At 59.3% G+C, this 15,365-nt stretch carries 14 protein-coding genes; 11 read left to right on the top strand and 3 right to left on the bottom strand.

Annotation, left to right across the window (positions count from 1 at the left end; translation table 11 throughout):
* Positions 1-9: 9 nt before the first annotated feature.
* The 11 genes from GOW98_RS10050 to GOW98_RS10000 all read left to right on the top strand — a co-directional run bounded on the left by GOW98_RS10050 (position 10) and on the right by GOW98_RS10000 (position 12,523).
* Positions 10-303, top strand: a complete 294-nt coding sequence (locus GOW98_RS10050; protein WP_170331564.1) for a hypothetical protein — start codon at positions 10-12, stop codon at positions 301-303.
* Entirely contained in the window at positions 300-1,226 is a 927-nt protein-coding gene (murB, locus tag GOW98_RS10045; protein ID WP_170331562.1) for a UDP-N-acetylmuramate dehydrogenase, read from the top strand. The genes GOW98_RS10050 and murB overlap by 4 nt, the downstream gene beginning before the upstream one ends.
* 108 nt (positions 1,227-1,334) lie before the next feature.
* On the top strand, positions 1,335-2,252 hold the full coding sequence (locus GOW98_RS10040) for a D-alanine--D-alanine ligase (protein ID WP_254437969.1): 918 nt from the start codon (positions 1,335-1,337) through the stop codon (positions 2,250-2,252).
* Positions 2,240-3,241 carry a cell division protein FtsQ/DivIB gene (locus GOW98_RS10035; RefSeq protein ID WP_170331560.1) on the top strand — a complete coding sequence of 334 codons (1,002 nt, stop codon included), beginning with the start codon at positions 2,240-2,242 and terminating at the stop codon, positions 3,239-3,241. The genes GOW98_RS10040 and GOW98_RS10035 overlap by 13 nt, the downstream gene beginning before the upstream one ends.
* Positions 3,242-3,249: 8 nt before the next feature.
* Positions 3,250-4,584, top strand: coding sequence for a cell division protein FtsA (gene ftsA, locus GOW98_RS10030; RefSeq protein ID WP_170331558.1), 1,335 nt, complete (start codon positions 3,250-3,252; stop codon positions 4,582-4,584).
* Positions 4,571-4,987 carry a hypothetical protein gene (locus GOW98_RS10025; RefSeq protein ID WP_367646829.1) on the top strand — a complete coding sequence of 139 codons (417 nt, stop codon included), beginning with the start codon at positions 4,571-4,573 and terminating at the stop codon, positions 4,985-4,987. Before ftsA ends, GOW98_RS10025 begins: the two co-directional genes overlap by 14 nt.
* 349 nt (positions 4,988-5,336) lie before the next feature.
* Positions 5,337-6,959 (top strand): cell division protein FtsZ, encoded by a 1,623-nt coding sequence (ftsZ, locus tag GOW98_RS10020; protein WP_170331556.1) that lies wholly within the window; start codon positions 5,337-5,339, stop codon positions 6,957-6,959.
* A gap of 213 nt (positions 6,960-7,172) precedes the next feature.
* Positions 7,173-8,093, top strand: coding sequence for a UDP-3-O-acyl-N-acetylglucosamine deacetylase (gene lpxC / locus GOW98_RS10015; protein ID WP_170331554.1), 921 nt, complete (start codon positions 7,173-7,175; stop codon positions 8,091-8,093).
* Positions 8,094-8,220: 127 nt separating this feature from the next.
* Positions 8,221-9,063: an outer membrane protein assembly factor BamD gene (locus tag GOW98_RS10010; RefSeq protein ID WP_170331552.1), complete on the top strand. Its 843-nt coding sequence runs from the start codon at positions 8,221-8,223 to the stop codon at positions 9,061-9,063.
* Positions 9,064-9,098: 35 nt separating this feature from the next.
* Entirely contained in the window at positions 9,099-10,748 is a 1,650-nt protein-coding gene (gene recN / locus GOW98_RS10005) for a DNA repair protein RecN (protein WP_170331550.1), read from the top strand.
* An 89-nt stretch (positions 10,749-10,837) separates the two neighbouring features.
* Positions 10,838-12,523, top strand: a complete 1,686-nt coding sequence (locus GOW98_RS10000; RefSeq protein ID WP_170331548.1) for a chloride channel protein — start codon at positions 10,838-10,840, stop codon at positions 12,521-12,523.
* Here the strand turns inward: GOW98_RS10000 and GOW98_RS09995 are convergent.
* From GOW98_RS09995 to GOW98_RS09985, 3 genes are all read right to left on the bottom strand, one after another.
* Positions 12,520-13,887 (bottom strand): DUF3179 domain-containing protein, encoded by a 1,368-nt coding sequence (locus GOW98_RS09995; RefSeq protein ID WP_170331546.1) that lies wholly within the window; start codon positions 13,885-13,887, stop codon positions 12,520-12,522. The two genes, GOW98_RS10000 and GOW98_RS09995, sit on opposite strands and share 4 nt — an antisense overlap.
* A gap of 368 nt (positions 13,888-14,255) precedes the next feature.
* Positions 14,256-14,741 carry a DUF995 domain-containing protein gene (locus tag GOW98_RS09990; RefSeq protein WP_170331544.1) on the bottom strand — a complete coding sequence of 162 codons (486 nt, stop codon included), beginning with the start codon at positions 14,739-14,741 and terminating at the stop codon, positions 14,256-14,258.
* Between the two features lie 268 nt (positions 14,742-15,009).
* Positions 15,010-15,351, bottom strand: coding sequence for a DUF427 domain-containing protein (locus tag GOW98_RS09985; protein ID WP_170331542.1), 342 nt, complete (start codon positions 15,349-15,351; stop codon positions 15,010-15,012).
* Positions 15,352-15,365: the final 14 nt, after the last annotated feature.

Genomic DNA, 15,365 nt, shown 5'->3' with positions numbered 1-15,365 from the left:
GTCACTGCCATGGTCGACGTCGCCACTTTCGCGTATTTGCCACTCATCACGCTGATCCTCGGGACTTTGGCGGGCTTTGTTGCCGGGCGCTGGATCGGCGTCAAAGGTCTGCTGTGGCTGATCGGGCTGACCTCTGCCGTCTCGCTTGCGCTTATCGTGGCACTTGCAAGCGTTGGCACCGGTGAAGAGGAAAAGGCCTTTGGCCCCTTCATCTGGCTGACCGGAGCGGTGCTGCCCTTCTTATTGGCGGTTATCGTCGGTGGTGTCGGCGGGCGCAGCCTGGCTGCAAGAGCAAACACATGATCGACCTGCCCGATGTTCGTGGACGCCTGACGCAGGCCCGAGCGCTGAACGACCTGACCTGGCTGCGCGTCGGAGGCCCGGCGGATTACCTGTTTCAACCTGCCGATATCGAAGACCTGCAAGGTTTTCTGCGCGACCTGCCCACTGATGTTCCGGTCTTTCCAATGGGTGTCGGATCGAACCTGATCGTGCGGGACGGAGGGCTGCGCGCCGTGGTGATCCGGCTGGGGCGTGGGTTCAATAGCATTTCGGTTGAGGGCAACACTGTCACTGCAGGTGCCGCCGCGCTGGACGCGCATGTGGCGCGCAAGGCGGCGGATGCGGGTGTGGACTTGACCTTTCTGCGTACCATTCCAGGCTCAATCGGCGGAGCGGTGCGGATGAACGCAGGTTGCTATGGTAGTTACACCGCTGACGTGTTGCGCAAGGCGACCATCGTCACCCGGCAGGGAGAAGTGGTGGACCTGACCCCCGAGGACCTCAATTTCCGCTACCGCCAGTCTGATCTGCCGGAAGGCGCTGTGCTGGTTTCGGCCACGTTCGAAGGCCCCTCGTGTGATCCGCAGAACCTGCACGACCGCATGACGGCGCAGTTGCAGAAGCGCGACAAAACCCAACCCACCAAGGATCGCAGCGCCGGGTCGACATTCCGCAATCCGGCCGGGTTTTCCTCGACCGGGCGGGCGGATGATGTGCATGACCTCAAGGCGTGGAAGGTGATCGAAGACGCGGGAATGCGCGGGGCGACGCTGGGCGGTGCGCAGATGAGCCCGAAGCATTCAAATTTCCTGATCAATACCGGAGCCGCCACCGCTGCTGACCTCGAAGGTCTGGGCGAAGAGGTGCGAAAAAAGGTTTACGAAACAAGCGGCATAACGTTAGAGTGGGAAATCATGCGGGTCGGCGATCCGCTGAAAGAATAAAGCCCCAACCGTCAGACCATAACAGGCAATTAACGGCGACGGATCAAAGGCATAAACACAGCACGGACCACCACATAAGGTCCGGGGACATTGAGGCGCACGTTGGGTATGTCGAGCAGGACAAACCCCAAAGTGGCGGTATTGATGGGTGGCCCTTCGGCGGAACGCGAGGTGTCTCTCAGCTCTGGGCGCGAATGCGCAGCCGCCCTACGGGGAGAAGGCTTTGAAGTGGTTGAGCTGGACGCAGGTCCCGACCTCTACGCGCGCCTTTTAGAGATCAAACCGGATGTGGTTTTCAACGCCCTGCATGGCCGCTGGGGTGAAGACGGCTGCGTGCAGGGTCTGCTGGAATGGATGCGCATTCCCTATACGCATTCCGGCGTTCTGGCCTCGGCTTTGGCGATGGACAAGCAGCGCAGCAAAGAAGTGTTTCAGGTCGAAGGCCTGCCCGTTGTTCCCAGCGTGATCGTGCCCAAGGTCGAGGTGATCGAGGTCCACGTGATGGAGCCGCCTTACGTGGCCAAGCCCAACAACGAAGGGTCCAGCGTCGGCATTTATATCGTGCACGAAGGTTCGAACGGTCCGCCGCAGCTGTCGGATGAGATGCCCGAACATGTGATGGTCGAGAAGTATATTGCGGGCCGCGAGTTGACCGTAACCGTGATGGGTGACCGTGCCCTGACCGTGACCGAGATCATGACCGATGGCGGCTGGTATGACTACGACGCCAAGTACAAGCCCGGTGGCTCGTGGCATGTGCTGCCCGCCGACGTGCCGCAGGACATCTTTGATCTTTGCATGGATTACGCCTTGCGGGCCCACAATGCGCTCGGATGCAAGGGCGTCAGCCGCACCGATTTCCGCTGGGATGACAGCAAGGGGGCCGATGGGCTGTTCCTGCTGGAAACCAACACCCAGCCCGGCATGACGCCGACCTCGCTGGTGCCGGAACAGGCCGAGCATCGCGGCATGACGTTTGGCCAGCTTTGCGCGTGGATGGTGGAGGACGCCTCATGCAACCGCTGAGAGCCACCCGCGCGCCGGTGATCCACCGCTCGAAACCATTGGCCGGGCCGGATGCCGATTTCGCGTCGGGCGACCGCCACGAGGCTGAGCCGAAACTACGTCTGCGCGGTGCGAAGCTGTTCGGACGCAAATCACAACGGTTCGATCCCGCCCCGTCGCGGATGAGCTATCGCCTGCAGCGTTGGATGCTGACGCCGGGGGTTCGGCGTGGGCTGAAGGTCGGTCTGCCGATTGCGGCGGTCTGCGCTGCCATCGGGCTGTACTTCAGCGCGGAAGACCGGCGCGAGGCCGTGGTGGCTTATGTCAGCGACATCAAGACCTCGATCCAGCAGCGCCCGGAATTCATGGTCAACCTGATGGCGATCGATGGCGCAGGGACCAACCTGTCCGAGGATATACGCGAAGTTGTGCCGCTGGATTTCCCGATGAGTTCCTGGGATCTGGATGTCGAGCAGATCCGCGATACGATCACCGGGCTGGACCCGGTGAAATCCGCAACGGTCCGCGTTCGCCCCGGCGGTGTTCTGCAGGTCGATGTGGTCGAGCGAAAGCCGGTCATCGTCTGGCGCACGCGCAGCGGGATCGAATTGCTGGATGAAACCGGCGCCCATGTCGAACGGATCGCGTCGCGCAAGGATCACTCTCAACTGCCGCTGATCGCGGGCAAGGGGGCCGATGCGTATGTGGGCGAAGCGCTGCAACTGGTGACAACCGCACGGAGTCTGGGAACCCGGGTGCGCGGCCTGGTGCGGATTGGTGAACGCCGCTGGGATCTGGTTCTGGATCGTGGCCAGCGCATCATGCTGCCGACCGAGAAGCCCGTGCGTGCGCTTGAGCGCGTGCTGGCGGTGAACGAGGTGCAGGACCTTTTGGAACGGGACGTGGCGGTGGTGGACATGCGCCTGGGCCAGCGTCCGACCATCAGAATGACCAAAGCCGCCAGCGAAGACTGGTGGAATACAAAAGTGACAGTGGGTAACGGGCAGTAACGACCATGATGACCGATCTTTATCAGTCCCAACGGGCCATGCGGCAGATGCGCAGACAGGCGATGCAACGCGGTGTTGTCGCCATTCTGGATGTGGGCAGTTCCAAGATTGCCTGCCTTGTGCTGCGGTTCGACGGCACAGGTCGGTTGAGCGAGGATAACAGCATCGGCTCACTGGCTGGTCAGACCGGTTTCCGGGTGATCGGGGCGGCAACCACACGGTCGCGTGGCGTGCAGTTTGGCGAAGTCACCGCCATGCAAGAGACCGAGCGCGCGATCCGGACCGCTCTGCAAGCGGCACAGAAGATGGCTGATATCCGGGTGGATCACGTGATTGCCAGCTTCTCGGGCGCAAATCCGCGTTCGTACGGGTTGGATGCGCAGGTTGATTTGGAAGGTCAGGTCGTTAGCGAAGCCGAGGTCGGCCGCGTGCTGAACGCCTGTGACGTGCCGGATTACGGAGCCGGGCGCGAAGTGTTGCACGCGCAGCCGGTGAATTTTGCGCTGGATAACCGCTCGGGCCTGATCGACCCGCGTGGACAGATGGGGCAATCACTGGCCGTGGACATGCATATGCTGACCGTCGATGCGGTTGCGATCCAGAACATCGTGCGCTGTATCAAGCGCTGCGATCTGGAATTGGCGGGGATAGCGAACTCGGCCTACGTGTCGGGGATTTCAGCACTGGTCGAGGATGAGCAGGAGCTGGGCGCGGCCTGTATTGACATGGGTGGCGGCACCACCAGCGTGTCGATCTTCATGAAGAAACACATGATCTATGCCGATTGCGTCCGCATGGGTGGCGATCACGTGACCGCTGATATTTCGATGGGTTTGGGCGTGCCGGCGGCGGTGGCCGAGCGGATCAAGACCTTCAACGGCGGGGTGCACGCCACCGGAGCTGATGACCGCGACCTGATCGACATTGGTGGCGACACCGGCGATTGGGAGCATGACCGTCGCACCGTCAGCCGGGCCGAGTTGATCGGCATCATGCGCCCGCGTGTTGAGGAAATCCTCGAAGAGGTGCGCGTGCGTTTGGACGCTGCCGGGTTCGAGCATATGCCCAGCCAGCAGATCGTGCTGACCGGTGGCGGCAGTCAGATCATGGGGCTGGATGGCCTTGCGACCCGTATTCTGGGTCAGCGTGTCCGTCTGGGCCGTCCGCTGCGCGTTCACGGCCTGCCGCAATCGGCGACCGGACCGGGGTTCTCGTCGGCCGTGGGGCTCAGCCTGTTTGCGGCGCATCCGCAGGACGAGTGGTGGGATTTCGAAATTCCGGTCGATACCTATGCAGCACGGCCTTTCAAACGCGCGATGCGCTGGTTCCGTGACAATTGGTAAGCGGGCAGGGGTCGCGGCGGTGATTGCCCTGACCCCATTCGCCGTACAAGCACAAACCCGGATCACACCCGAGGCATTTCTGACCGCTGTGCAAGGTAAGACAGTCACATTCCATGACTACCCCAGCGGCTTTCTGGTGGGTGCCGAGGAGTTCCTCAGCCCAACTTTATCCGTGTGGCGTATGGAGGGTCGGGGCTGTGTTTACGGACAAATCACCACGCCGAACGGCCAGATCTGCTTTTTGTACGATGATGATGCGGATGGCGTGCCGGTCTGCTGGTGGCCCTTTCTGCACGAAGATCGCCTGATGGTGCGACTGGCCAGTTTCAGTCGCCGCGAAATTCAAGAGGTGCGCAGCATCACCGAGGACGGTTTGAATTGTCCAAGTACCCCAATTAGCTAAAGAAACGGGTTGCGGCCCGTCGTTTTATCCCGCAAGATATCCACAAGGCCCGTCAGAGGCCCTGCGGCAGGACCTGAGCAGTTTTCCGCACTTTGAAAATCGATGGACTCTCCAAGTGACGTGCATGTCGGCTACGGCGCACGCGTTGCTTGCTTTGTGGTGGACTGAGTTTTTTCCGCAACATCTGGCGTTCAGCGCGAAATGCCGTTGGTGACTGCCTTATTTCCTCCATATTTTGTGGAATTTGACGATTTTTGGCGTGACCTTTGCGGTTTGGGTCGATAGAATTGTAAGCGGTTAGGTAAGAAAAACACCGCTTTGGCGGGTCAAAAAAACAGGCGGACAGAGCATGACATTGAATCTTTCGATGCCCGGGCACGACGAACTGAAGCCTCGGATTACAGTATTTGGCGTTGGCGGTGCAGGCGGTAACGCTGTCAACAACATGATTGAGAAACAACTGGATGGCGTTGATTTTGTGGTCGCCAACACTGACGCGCAGGCGCTGCAGCAAAGCCAGTCCTCGGCGCGGGTGCAGCTGGGTGTGAAAGTCACCGAAGGTCTGGGCGCCGGTGCACGACCCACCGTAGGTGCCGCAGCTGCCGAAGAAAGCATCGAACAGATCGTCGATCACCTAGCAGGCGCACATATGTGCTTTATCACCGCCGGTATGGGCGGCGGCACCGGCACAGGTGCGGCTCCGATCATCGCACAGGCGGCCCGTGAATTGGGCGTGCTGACCGTGGGCGTTGTCACCAAACCCTTCCAGTTTGAAGGTGCCAAGCGGATGCGTCAGGCCGAAGACGGCGTTGAATCGCTGCAAAAGGTCGTCGATACGCTGATCATTATCCCGAACCAGAACCTGTTCCGGTTGGCCAACGAGAAGACGACTTTCACCGAGGCGTTCTCGATGGCGGACGATGTTCTGTACCAGGGTGTTAAGGGCGTGACCGACCTGATGGTGCGTCCGGGCCTGATCAACCTCGACTTTGCCGATGTTCGTGCTGTGATGGACGAAATGGGCAAGGCGATGATGGGCACCGGTGAGGCCACCGGTGAAGATCGTGCGGTTCAGGCGGCCGAGAAGGCGATTGCCAACCCGCTGCTGGACGAAATCAGCCTCAAGGGTGCCAAGGGCGTGTTGATCAACATCACCGGTTCGCACGACCTGACCCTGTTCGAACTGGACGAAGCCGCCAACCGCATCCGAGAGGAAGTAGACCCGGAGGCCAACATCATCGTAGGTTCGACCTTGGATACGGCAATGGAAGGCGGTATGCGCGTATCGGTTGTCGCCACCGGCATCGACGCCAGCGAGAAAACCGAAGACGTACCGGTCGCACGTCGCCCCATGTCGGCACCGTTGACACGTACCGTTTCGGCAGAAGAACCGCAGCAGGAAGAGCCCCCCGCCGTTGCGGCCGAATTTGCCGAGCCCGCACCGCAGCCTGAAGTCAACCGCGAACCCTCGCTGTTTGAAACCGCCGAGGAACCTGCGCAGCCGCAGTTTCAGCCTCGGGTAGAACGGGACGACGACGGTTTGCCGCCCCCGGCGTACCAGCCGCGTGTTGCCGAATTCGAGCCAACCCCGGAACCGGTTGAACCCGCGCCCGAGAGCTTTGTTGCACCACAGCCGCAGGCCGCGGCAGGTACTCCGTCCCCCGAGGCGTTGCAGCGTCTGCAGGCCGCTGTTCAGAACATTCCGGCAGCCGAGCGTGGCCATCCCGCGCCTCGCCCGCAGGCCCATCAACCGGCCCCGGCACCGCAGGCAGATGCGCAGGATCGTCCCCGCTTTGGCTTTAACCGCCTGATTGATCGGATGACTGGTCACGCCGCAGATACCCCGGCTCAACCGATGCGCCAACAGCCTCCAATGCGCCAAGCTGACGCTACGGCACCTGCGCATGACGAGGCCGACCCCGAGCAGGACCGCATCGAAATTCCGGCCTTCCTGCGCCGTCAAGCCAACTGATTACGGTAACAATAATATGAAAGAGGGCCACCATTTGGTGGCCCTTTTCTTTTTAATTACAAAGACTTAAAGGCATGTAAGCAGCCTTTTGCCGATCTGTTACATTCATGTTTCATTCAGTTACAAAGAGTGAGTTGAGCCTTTTCTCTACCTTCCTTAGTTGAGTGACCAACACGGACCGAAAAGGCCGGAAACCACTCATCGAGGTTCACCTTGCAACATACGCTCAAATCTCCGATCACGTTTACAGGCGTCGGGCTGCACAGCGGCAAGCCTGCGACGATGGTCCTGAAGCCGGCAGCCGCCGGTCACGGCATCTGGTTCAAACGGACGGATATTGAGCTGGGCAATGCACTGATCCCTGCGATCTATGACGTGGTTGAGCGGACGCCGCTTTGCACCCGCTTGGTGAACGAAGCAAGTGTCTCGGTTTCGACTGTCGAGCATATTATGGCCGCGCTGGCGGGTTGTGGCGTGCATAACGCGCTGATCGAGATCGATGGTCCCGAAGTTCCGATTATGGACGGTTCGTCGATCGATTTCGTACGCGGCATCATGGGCAAGGGCGTGCGTCGTCAAGCCAGCCCGGTTCTGGCCTTCGAAGTTCTCAAGCCAGTGACCGCGTCGCGGGAAGGTGCCAGTGCGTCGATTACGCCTGCGGACGGGTTGATCATCGATTTCCACATTGAATTCGAAGACGGCGCGATTGGCAGCCAGACCAAGAGACTGGACATGCGCAATGGTTCATTCGCGCGTGAGCTCAGCGATTGCCGCACGTTCTGCCGCCGCACCGACGTTGAAACGATGCGTGAAAACGGCCTTGCCTTGGGCGGTACGCTGGAAAACGCTGTTGTCGTACAAGGTGATGACGTACTGACCCCTGGCGGTTTCCGTCACGCGGATGAGGCTGTACGTCACAAGATGCTGGATGCTCTGGGTGACCTCTATCTGGCGGGTGGTCCGATTCTGGGTCATTTCACTGGTGACAAATCTGGTCATGCCATGACTAACACGTTGCTGCGCAAGCTGTTTGAAACTCCCGGCGCTGTACGCCCTGTGCTGTGCACCCCGGAACAAGCCGCGCGCCTGCCGGGGCAGGGGCTTGTTTGGGACGAAATCCCTGAAGTTGCCTGATTAGATCAACTCTGTCGACAATTCCGCCAACAGGCCTACTAAGGCGTTTTGCCTCGGAATTTTATATGCTAAACCGAAGCCCAATCCGGGGCTTACCCCGATAAGCAATACGACAAGGATAGGCGGAATGGTTGGCACCAAAGCGGCAGTCAGAATCGCAGGCGCGATTGTTCTGGCAGCAGTTTTGACGGCTTGCGGCAACAGAGGCGCAGACCGCAATCAGAACCTGGAAGGCTTTACGCCAGAACAGATTTACACACGTGGTGAGTACGAGCTGTCGCAGAATCGCTCGGATGATGCAGCGTGGTACTTCTCGGAGGTGGAGCGTCTGTATCCCTATTCCGACTGGGCAAAACGCGCGTTGATCATGCAGGCGTTTTCGTTCCACACGGACAAGAACTACGAAGAAAGCCGCGCTGCCGCGCAGCGCTATATCGACTTCTACCCGACGGACGAAGACGCAGCCTATGCCCAGTACCTTCTGGCGCTCAGCTACTATGACCAGATTGACGAAGTTGGTCGCGATCAGGGCCTGACCTTTCAGGCGTTGCAATCATTGCGGACGGTGATCGAGGTCTATCCCGACAGTGAATATGCCACATCGGCCGTGCTGAAATTCGACCTGGCTTTTGACCATTTGGCTGGCAAAGAGATGGAGATCGGGCGCTATTACCTGCGTCAGGATCACTATACCGCGGCCATCAACCGGTTCCGCGTTGTGGTCGAAGACTTCCAGACCACCACCCACACCGCCGAAGCACTCTATCGCCTGATCGAGGCGTATCTGTCATTGGGTCTGGTGGATGAGGCGCAATCGGCCGGTGCCATTCTGGGCTACAACTACCAATCGTCGGAATGGTACGACGCGGGCTACACGCTGCTGACCTCGCGTGGGTTGGAGCTTAAGAGCCGCGGCAACAACTGGCTCAGCCAAATCTACCGCCAGACGATCAAAGGTGAGTGGTTGTAATCGCCATGGCTACAGGCGTGGGACGCTAAGACCCGATGCTGCGCGCCCTTGATATCCGCGACATGCTGATCATTGACCGGCTGGAACTGACGTTTCAACCGGGCCTGAACGCATTGACCGGGGAAACCGGCGCGGGCAAGTCGATCCTGCTGGATTCGCTGGGTTTTGTGCTGGGCTGGCGTGGACGGGCCGAACTGGTCCGTCAGGGGGCGGCCCAAGGTGAGGTGATCGCCGAGTTCGAGCTGGGCCCCGATCACGCCGCCCATGCGGTTCTGGCCGAGGCTGGCCTTCCCGGTGGCGAGGAACTGATCCTGCGCCGTGTCAATACAGCCGAGGGCCGCAAGACTGCTTGGGTCAACGACCGGCGCTGCTCGGGCGAGGTGCTGCGGGCGCTGTCCGAGACGTTGATTGAACTGCACGGCCAGCATGATGATCGCGGGTTGCTCAACCCGCGCGGTCACCGGGCGATGCTGGATGACTATGCCGGGGTGGGGAATCATCTTGCTGCTGTACGTGTTGCGTGGACTGAGATGTCACGCGTACGAAAGGCTCTGGCTGAGACCGAGGCGACGCTTGCCTCTATGCGCGCCGAAGAGGAATTCCTTCGCCACGCCGTTGCGGAACTGGACAAATTGGATCCGCAACCCGGCGAGGATGCCGAACTGGATGCGCGCCGCCGGATGATGCAGGGGGCCGAACGTATCCGCGATGACGTGGCCCGCGCCTTTGATCTGCTTGGCGGGGACGGGGCCGAAGGGGCCATGTCCGACGCCGTGCGTTGGCTGGAAGGTGTGTCCGACAACGCGGGCGGGCAGCTAGAGGAACCTATCGCAGCACTAGGCCGCGCCCTGATCGAATTGGGAGAGGCGCAGGATGGTGTGAATGCCTGCCTTCAAGCTCTGGATTTCAACCCGTCAGAACTTGAGGCCGCCGAAGAACGCCTGTTTGCCATCCGCGCACTAGCGCGCAAGCATGACGTGGCCCCGGACGATTTGGGGTCGTTTGCCGATACGTTGCGTGACCGGTTGAACCGGCTGGACGCGGGCGATGCGAATCTGGCGGATCAGCGGGCCGCGGTCGAGGCTGCTCAGGCCGCTTATGACAAAGCCGCCGCCGCGCTCAGTGCCACGCGGCAGCAGGCTGCCGGACGACTGGATGCTGCGGTGATGGCAGAACTCGCGCCGTTGAAAATGGAGCGCGCGGTGTTTCAGACTGAAATCACCGCCTCCGATCCCGGCCCTGAAGGCACTGATGCTGTGGCCTTTACTGTCGCCACCAACCCCGGTGCACCGTCCGGCCCGCTAAACAAGATCGCTTCGGGCGGTGAACTCAGCCGTTTCCTATTGGCGCTCAAGGTCTGTTTGTCTGGTGACGACAGCGCGCGGACCATGATCTTTGATGAAATCGACCGTGGCGTTGGTGGGGCGACGGCCGATGCGGTGGGGCGTCGTTTGGCGTCGCTGGCGCAGGGGGGGCAGGTTCTGGTGGTAACGCATTCGCCGCAGGTAGCCGCCCGTGCAGCGCACCATTGGAGGGTACAGAAACAGGTTACGGAGGGTCAGACATTGTCCACCGTGATCCCGCTGGCCGACCCCGACCGCGTGGACGAAATCGCCCGTATGGTCGCCGGGGATACCATCACTGACGAGGCCCGCGCCGCCGCGCGTGCTTTGCTTGACGCCTGACGCTTTCGAGTGCTCAAACCGTCGCGATCCTACTTTTATAAGGGCGCTCCGTGGCTTACTAAGGGAAAAGACTTGATCCCCGAGGGCCAATGACCCAATCGACCCGCACCGTTCTGCGCAACCAGCTTAATCAGGCTTTGGCCGCGATGAAGGACGCGTGGCGGGTGATGCGGAGGCGCGGTCCCAGTCAGATCCAGTTCTGGTTCATCGCGCTGGCCATCGGGGTCGCGGCGGGGTTCATGGCGCTTGGGTTCCGCAAGGCGATCCGGGCGCTGCAGGCCTATGTCTATGATACCGAGGACATCCTGCTGCTGCACAGCCACGCCGAGAAACTGCCTTGGTTTTTAATCCTGATCACACCGATCATCGGCGGCCTGATCGTGGGTGTGATCCTGCACAAATTCACCGATGATGGGCGGGTACGCTCGGTTGCGGATGTGATCGAGGGCGCCGCGCTGACAGATGGCCGGGTCGAGGGTAAGGCGGGGATTGCGTCCTTCTTTGCCTCGCTGATCACGCTCAGCACCGGCGGGTCGTCTGGGCGAGAGGGGCCGGTGGTGCACATGGCTGGGGTGATCTCGACCTGGGTTAGCGACCGCATCCACGCCGATGGCATTACAGGGCGCGACCTGCTGGGCTGCGCGGTGGCAGCGGCGGTTTCGGCCAGCTTTAACTCGCCCATTGCCGGTGCGTTATTCGCGCTTGAGGTTGTGCTGCGCCACTTTGCCGTACATGCCTTTGCGCCCATCGTCATTGCCTCGGTGGCCGGAACAGTGATCAACCGGCTGGAATACGGCGACGTTACTGAGTTCATTCTGGAAACGCCCGGATCGCTGCAATTCTATGTGGAACTGCCTGCGTTTCTGATCCTCGGGCTGATCTGCGGGCTGGTGTCGCTGCTTTTAATGCGCTCGATATTCTTCGCCGAGGATATCGGCAACCATATCCAAAGCCGTATGTCCCTGCCGCGCTGGCTGCGCCCGGCGGTGTCCGGGGCAATGCTGGGCCTGCTGGCGATCTGGTTTCCGCATATCATCGGAGTCGGGTACGAAACCACAATTCGGGCACTGACCGGAGATCTGACCCTGACGGTTGCGATCCTGTTTGCGGTGATCAAGACGGTGGCGCTGGCGATTACCATGGGCGGGCGCATGGGGGGCGGTGTGTTTTCACCTTCGCTGATGATCGGAGCGCTGACCGGGCTGGCTTTTGGCCTGATCGCCACCGGGCTGTTGCCGGATGTCTCCGGAACCCACACGCTTTATGCCTTTGCCGGTATGGGCGCCGTGGCCGCCGCTGTGCTGGGTGCACCGATTTCCACCACCATGATCGTCTTTGAACTGACCGGAGATTGGCAGATCGGGCTTGCCGTGATGGTCTCGGTTTCAATGTCAACGGCGCTGGCCTCGCGCCTTGTGGATAGGTCTTTCTTCCTGACACAGCTGGAGCGCCGCGATGTGCATCTGGCCGCAGGACCGCAAGCCTATCTGCTGGCGATGCTGCGTGCCGGCGCGGTGATGCGGCCCATCGGCGATGCGAAGTCGATCAACCGGGACGAGGCGCTTGAGCTGATTGAACAGGGCCTCTGCGTGCAAGCCAATGCTACGCTGGAAGCGGCGATGCCCTATTTCGACCGCGATGACATCCCGTGCATTCCTGTCGTCACCATCGAAAGGGATGGCAGCGAAAATCCGGTGGGCGCGCTGTATCACATTGACGCTCTGAAGGCCTATAACCGCGCACTGGCGGCCACTGCAGCCGAAGAGCATTCCTAGCCGCGATACACCGTCGCCGTGTCGCCCAGATAATTGTCCCAGGCGAACCAGTACGAGATGTGGCCTGCAACCCGCGGAAGCCGGGTGCCGTTCGACCCGATCAGGGCCTCTTCGGTCAGGGTCCATTTCTGACCGGCCTGATCCACAAGCCCGCCGTCTGAGGCTTTGAACTGGTGCGATTTCCTCTCATAGGCGCGGACGGCGCGCTTATCGGAATTGCCGATCAGGACCAGAGGTCGATTGGCAATCGCGTCGTTGATCACGCGGGTTTTGCTGAACGCCCTCAACGGCCAGGCCCGCGCTGCGCCGAATTGACGGATGGCAAAGACGTAGTCTTTCTGTCGATGATCGGATTGATCGACCAGCGCCGGGAACATCAAATCCGGCGAGGCAAAGTACTCATTGTAAACCACCCCTGATCCATAGTTGCGCCGGTGCCCTGTTTTCAGCGACAGGACACGGGTTCCGGGGTGCGAGGCCTTCCAGCTTTGCCATGTGGTGATCACCACGGGGCGTTGTTTCAACTCTATCCCGCTGCCCACCAGTGGCCCCACAACGGGCTTGCCGGTGTACTGGTTCCAAAGCGAATGGGTCTCGCGGTCAAACATCAGCTTGTTCGAGCGGTACAGGAACCCAGAGGAACCGAAAACCAGTGGTTTGCGCCGCCCCGTAACCTGGGTTTCGAACAAAATGCCCGAGCCGCAAAGTGTACAATAAGCCAACGCGACCGGCACGCCGCCAATCACCTCGTTGAACATTTCGTGCCAACCCATGATGCGCAGCGGATAGGCGCGTTCATCCCCGTTGATCGTGACGCCAAAGACCAGATCGTCCTCTTTCAGATAATCGGCCCGCGCGGCTGTTATCAGCGTCGGGTTGTCCAGAGACGGGATGCCGTCCTTGCGCACACCGCCCCACGTTATCTCCTCCAACCGGATTTTCATCTTGTCCCGCTGCAGGTACTCGGAGCGCAAGAAGTCGTCGAAATTCTGGTCGATGCCCAGCAGCACTTCGCGCTTGAACGGGATCAGCGAAGGGTGGGGAACCAGTTGCGGATTCCTTTCCTGCCACAGCATCCAGTCGAACCAATCTGTTCCGATGTTTTCACCAGTCAGGGATTGCATAACCTCGACGATTTCATCGCTACGCCGCCGACCAAAGCGCATGCCAGTGATCAGGGCCGGAACCACATCTGGATTGCCGCGTTGAACAAGAAAAGCCATGCCTTGTTCAAACTCGGCGTTGCTGCCAAACAGAGTTGATCTGACGGCTTCAAGCACTGGGTCCTCTTGCGCTGAAAGTATGCTGGGAAAAACGGCCCCGGCCCCCAGCATTCCAGTGAAACTGCGGCGTGTGATCGACATGGCATCCTCCGGTGGTATCCATGTCCAGTGTGCACCGGCTGCCGATCACTTGCATGAAACAGGTGCGTGAGGTTCCGCCCAACGTTCACGTTTTGAGTGCCTCTTTTACAACGCCACGTCTGACTCATTTCGTTTTCACAACCTACCTATCTCGCCCAAAAACAAACAGCGAGTTGAAGTTTGGGGGTTCTGTGTGTCACTCATCAAAGAGCAAACCGTACGGAAAAAGTAACGGAAGCGGAGTCTAATTAAGCGCTATTGGAAGAACCAATTGGCTGCTTCTACTGTTGCTGCGGCGCATTTACTGACAGCGTTAAGAAACTGGGTTCTTTGCGATAGGCTTATCCCGGACTCACAATTAGGATGAACTAGCTATTCACCATCTTCTTGTACTTGTTGTACGTGGGTTTAATTTTGTTACCGTTCGCGATCTTGCCCAGATCAAGTTTATGAAAGTCATTCTGGTCGCGGTGGTCGCTGCGCCACACCTGCCCGTCTTTATCAATCACATGCCGCCAGCAGTTTTTAAGAACTTCGTCTGCTTTATCTTTGCCAGTCCAATGCCAAACGGTCTCGTAACAAAGAGTACCTTTTGAAGTTACGTACCACTTTCCGTCTGTATAACTGACCGCGGGATCGCTTGGGTCGTCGTCCCAAACAGCCTGAAACTGGCCGCCTGAACCCCAATAAGAACCTCCTTTGCTCCAATTCCAGGTCTTGCCCAGGTAAATGTCGATAACCTGTTGAGGATCTGCGTTTTTTGCACCGCTTGGCTTACTTTCGCTGAATGCAGAAGTTGCGAGCAGGGTTGCACCAAGTGCGGTGACCAGTAATGAGTTGAGTTTCATAGTCATACCTTTCAAAACGAAATAAATGCATAACTATTGCAAGTGATTCAAATCTGATCAAGCTTCAGAAGAGAACCGAGGTGCCCCGGTTGCATCTTCCTCGCCTTGTTCGGTGCGGAAAGGAATTTCCAAACTGCCATACGTACACAGACCGTAAGACACGAGAAAGTGCGCCGTCAAAGTGCTAAGAACAAGGACTTTTATGGTCGCCTGAAGGCTGGCCTAAACGTCCAAACGCTGTCGTTGAAACGACTGCTACCATCGGACTTCAACCCTAAAGTTGCTCAATCTTCACGGATTCGATCGGGTAAAATGCCACATAGCCTTTGATTTCGGCCATGTTCGGGATCGGATCCTCATAACTCCAAGCTGCGTTCTCGGTTACCGAGGATTTGTTGACGATTGAGAAATGCGTTGCGTCTCCTTTATGCGGGCAATTCGTAACCTTGTCGGTTGCGTCCAGAAACGCCATCGCGATATCCGAGCGGGGAAAATAGATCACCGGGGTCAGATCACCTTCGGTCAATTCCAGTGCGCCAGTACTTTCGCCCAGAATGGCACCACCTGAACGAACGCTCCATTTGCCCGGCGCCTTGCGGATTGTGATCTCAACCATTTCTCTTTCCTCGT

Source organism: Ruegeria arenilitoris (assembly GCF_013032445.1).
Lineage (GTDB): Bacteria > Pseudomonadota > Alphaproteobacteria > Rhodobacterales > Rhodobacteraceae > Ruegeria > Ruegeria arenilitoris_F.
The sequence above is the reverse complement of the archived record's forward strand: the minus strand, read 5'-3'. Positions and strand labels throughout refer to the sequence as shown.